Origin of the sequence: Streptomyces sp. NPDC020845, from assembly GCF_044334165.1 — a bacterium.
Lineage (GTDB): Bacteria > Actinomycetota > Actinomycetes > Streptomycetales > Streptomycetaceae > Streptomyces.
In genome coordinates, this window is sequence record NZ_JBIRSJ010000067.1 from 1 (window position 1) to 4,170 (window position 4,170).

3 protein-coding genes are annotated in these 4,170 nt (G+C 70.5%); 1 reads left to right on the forward strand and 2 read right to left on the reverse strand.

What is annotated here, in order from left to right:
* Positions 1–218: 218 nt before the first annotated feature.
* Positions 219–3,164 carry a tetratricopeptide repeat protein gene (locus ACH4U7_RS53035; RefSeq protein WP_398534919.1) on the forward strand — a complete coding sequence of 982 codons (2,946 nt, stop codon included), beginning with the start codon at positions 219–221 and terminating at the stop codon, positions 3,162–3,164.
* A gap of 186 nt (positions 3,165–3,350) precedes the next feature.
* On the opposite strand, the gene ACH4U7_RS53040 is transcribed toward ACH4U7_RS53035, so the two are convergent.
* Together ACH4U7_RS53040 and ACH4U7_RS53045 are read right to left on the reverse strand one after the other, a co-directional pair.
* Positions 3,351–3,650 carry a hypothetical protein gene (locus ACH4U7_RS53040; RefSeq protein ID WP_398534920.1) on the reverse strand — a complete coding sequence of 100 codons (300 nt, stop codon included), beginning with the start codon at positions 3,648–3,650 and terminating at the stop codon, positions 3,351–3,353.
* 43 nt (positions 3,651–3,693) lie between these two features.
* On the reverse strand, positions 3,694–3,897 hold the full coding sequence (locus tag ACH4U7_RS53045) for a hypothetical protein (protein WP_398534921.1): 204 nt from the start codon (positions 3,895–3,897) through the stop codon (positions 3,694–3,696).
* Positions 3,898–4,170 lie beyond the last annotated feature (273 nt).

Consider the following 4,170-nt stretch of genomic DNA (forward strand, 5'->3'; position numbering starts at 1 on the left):
CGCCTCACCGGAAACGTGCACAGGGCGACGGCGCATGCCAGTCGGTGAACGATGTCGGAAAGCCGTGTGCGGGAGAACCGCACGCACGGTTTGAAGCGGCGGGGGCTGGAAACGGAGCGGAAGCCACCGCGCCAGTCCCCGACCCTACTGATCGCCGCCGCAACCCCGCTGTCGAACCTGTCGCCTATGCTCTGCGCAGCAGACGACCAGAGCGGATCATGAAGTTGGGGGCAGTGGTGGACGGTTCGTCGGGGGTGGACAGCGGCTACCAGGCGCATCGGGCGGCGTTCGCGGTGTTCGCCGAGCAGTTGCGGAAGGGCGACCACCGGGCGGCCCTGGCCGCCGCGCACGCCGTCCACGACCAGGTGCTCGCCGCCGGGCATGTAAACCTGCGCGGCGTGGCGCTGAACTGCGTTGGCCTGGCCCAGTTCGAGCTTGGCGAGTTCGCCGCAGCGGTGGAGTCGCACCAGCGCGCCAAGGACCTGAGCCGGCGGTCCGACGTGCGCGGGTTCGCCGCGCTGCGGGCCAACATCGCCAGGATCGCGGCCGGCGAATCGGTCGCTTATCCGCAGGTCTGGGAGGCCGACTCCGCCCCCGGCCAACTGGCCGCGCTCGCCCACAGCGAGCACCCGCACCTGGCTCCGGCAGCCGGTGTCGAGCTCGGTCGGCTGCTGCGCGGTGAGCAGCACTTCCTGGCGGCGATCCGCGCCTACCAGGCCGTGGTCGACTCCGGCCACCCTTGGTTCCGGCCGCGGGCCGCCGCGCCACTGGCCAAGCTGCTGCGCGAGGCGGGCGACCACGAAAGCGCCTCCCGAGTCCTCGACCACGCCGGCCCCGAGGCCGACGCGCCCGACCTGGTCGATCTCGCGCTGGCCCCGCTGGACGACCCGGAGGCGCCGCCCTTCTGGCTGGCCACGGTCCGGCCTGGTCTTGACCACTACCGCGCCGGGGACCTGGCCGCCGCCCGTGCCGAGCTGCGCGCCATCGCCGCCGGCGACTGGCGTCACGCCGCGCACCAGGCCGGCATCCTGCTCGCAGGCATCGAACTGCGGCACGGCGATCTCACCGCCGCCCGCCAACTCCTGGGCGACCTCGCCGAGACCGCCGACTTCACTCACGGCCCGCGCGCGGCCGTGGCTCTGGCCATCCTGGACGCCGCCGAGGCCGCGCCCCCGGACACCACCACGACCGTCGGCCCGGTCAGCGCGCTCGCCCGCTACCTGACCCGCGACCAGGATGTACTGGCCGACCTGGAAGCACTGGCCCAGGGTCGGCACCCGTTGGCCGGGGTGTTCGCGGCCCTGCTCGGCGACCTGCTCGACGACGGCCGGCCTGGGTCGGGAGCGGCCCACTGGCAGGCCAGGGCTGTGCAGTCCGAGGACAGGCTGGCGGCCGGCTACACCGCCTACCTGACCGCCATCAACCTGACGATGTGGGACAACACCGAACGCGTCGTGGACGCGCTCGCCGAAGCCTGCGAATCCGCGCCCGCCGTGCTGCCCTGGGCCGCCGTCCGGCTCGGCGAGGCGGGCCTGACCAACGGCTACGGGAGCGGCGACAGCCAGTCCTTCTTCACGGGCGTGCTCGAGACAGGGCACCGCGCGCTCGTGCCCCGCGCCGCGGCCGGGCTGTTCAACTCCTCGCCGGCGGACAGCTGGTCGGCGGAAGAGCGGTACGAGCTGGCGGAGGAACTGCTGACCGGCGACCTGCCCGCCGAGGCGGTTCCGCCGCTCGCCTGGCTGGCGGCCGAGAAGATGATCACCTATCAGGACGATCTGGACGGCGGACGGGAGGCGCTGGAGCGGATTCCCGAGTCCGACCCCGAGTTCGGTGCCCCGGCCCTGGCCGTACGGCTGCTGCTGGACGAGGACGTCGACGGCATGCGGTCGGTGTTCGAGCGGCTGGCCCGGTGGGACGACCGATCGCTGGACATAGCCTCCGAGTGCTGCATGTCGGTGCTCTGGAAGCTGCCCGACGAGTCGGCCGTCACCCGGCGGGCCCTCCTTGTGCTGGCCGACCTTGGCGACCAGAGCACACCTCTGGCCTACAAGGTGTCGGAGCGGTTGATCAAAGTCTGTCAGATCCAACACGATCTGGACGGCGAACTGGTCGCCAGGGAGGCGTCGAACCTGCGCCGCGGCGGCCCCCCGGGCGGCGGGGTGCTGGCGGCCGCCCGCCGCTTCTACCTTGCCGGTGACCTGGACCAGGCGATCGAGCTGTACCAGCGGGTCAACACCCAGGACTTCCCGGAGGCGCGTAGCAAGGCGGCCGTCGACCTCGGCGTGCTGTTTCGGCACCAGGGCCGGCACGAGGAGGCCCAGGAGTTGCTGGCGGCCGACGTTCATCCGGAGCACTGCTTCAAGCTGGGCACCGATCTGGAAGGCGCGGGGCGGATCGACGAGGCCATCCTCGCCTGGGGGCTGATCGCCGACACCGACGACATCACCTGGGCGGTCCGTGCCAACTGCTACCTGGGCAAGGCGCACGCGGGCCGAGGTGACACCGACGCGGCGATCGCGGCCTACCAGCGGGCCGGTGCGACCCAGGACTCCTTCTCCTGCGGCATGGCCTGGTACGAACTTGGCTGTCTATACCAGGACCAGGGGAATCTCGTGTTGGCCAAGGAGGCCCAACAGCGCGGCGCCGACGTAGGGGCCAGGCTGGGGGAGGACGGCGAAACGGTCGTCGGCGTGTGCCGTCTGCGGTTGGCCCAACTGGCGACGCTGTCCGGCGACACCGAGGAAGCCCGGCGCCGCTACCTGGACATGGTCGACAACGCCGATCGGGGTACGGCCGCGATGGGGGCGATGATGCTGGGCGGCGACGCCAAGGACCGCCGGGACGTGGCCGAGGCGCGGCGCTGGTACCAGTGGGTGATCGACTCCGGTGACTTGTTCCAGCGGGAGCTCGCTCTGGCCCACCTCGGCGAGTTGTACTACTGGGTCGGCGACGGGGACCAGTCACGTGAGTTCTACCAGCGCACCCTCGACTCCACCAGGAGCAACCCGGATCTGGTCGCCGAGGCCGCCTACCGGCTCGGGGAGATGGCCAGCCGGGACGGCGACACTGACCAAGCCGTGCGGTACCTGGAGCGGGCGAGGGACACCGGGGACGCCACCTTCGGCCCCCAGGCCGGCCAGCTGCTGGGCCGCCTGACCGGATGATGCCACCGACTTCGGCAGCCTGAGCATCGCGCGTCGGGTCGCGGCGGGGCCGATGGTGATGCCGTTCCGGTGTTCTGTCGCCGTATTCGAGGATGTCGTACTCGTCGTCCAGTCCGGCGAGACGTTCGGCCAGCGGCAGTTCGTGCCCGAGGCGCTGGTGGATCCGGAAGGCCAGCTCGCGTGGTGTCAGCTCGCCGGCCAGTATCCAGGCGGCAAGTGCTCGTGCGACGGCTTCTTTTCCGGCAACCTGTCCACAGGACAGAAGGTGAGGCCCAGCTCGTCGAGTGCCGGAGGAAGGAGGCGGGGGACGTCGTATTGCGCCTCTGAGCGTGTGCATGCGGCCAGGATCCGCAGGGCAGGACTGTCGAGGCCGACAACGAGCGCGTCGCAGGCAGCAGCGACGATGTCGGTTGCGCAGATCTCGCCCATGCTCCAGAGAACGGCACGATCCTGAAGCTTGCGGGATGCTGGTTCGGTCGACGGCATCTGTGCATGGTCTCGTCAGCGGGGTGAGCAGGTCGAATGGGTTTCACTGCGCTGGCTGCTCAGCAGCTTCTCCCAGAAGCGCGCATGCTGAGTTCGCCTGGCAGATGGCTGTCTTCTCGTCGATGCCGAAGACGAGCGTAAGCTGAAGCGGGTCGACGCCGTGGGCGCCGCCTGTCCGCTTCGGCAGGCGAAGCGTTTCCGTCGGGTAGCTGGGGTGGTTCATCACCACCGCGGTGACAGTGGCCACGAGGATGGTCCACGTCGTGGGGGAGATGCTCCGCACCGCACGGGCCAGGATGGACGCTTCTCAGGATGCCGGGCCCTCGACCTTGCCCCGGGCGGTCCAGGTCTTGCGTGCGCGTCGGCGACCGTTGGTCTCCTCGACCAGCTGGATCACGACAGCCGGGAGGGTTCCGTAGAGCCCGACCTGAGGTTCCCCCGCTGTGCGGGTGTGGCTGATTAGCTGGTCAGGGCGGGTTGACGTGGTTTCAGGTTCACTGGTTCGGCCGCTGCCTGGTCG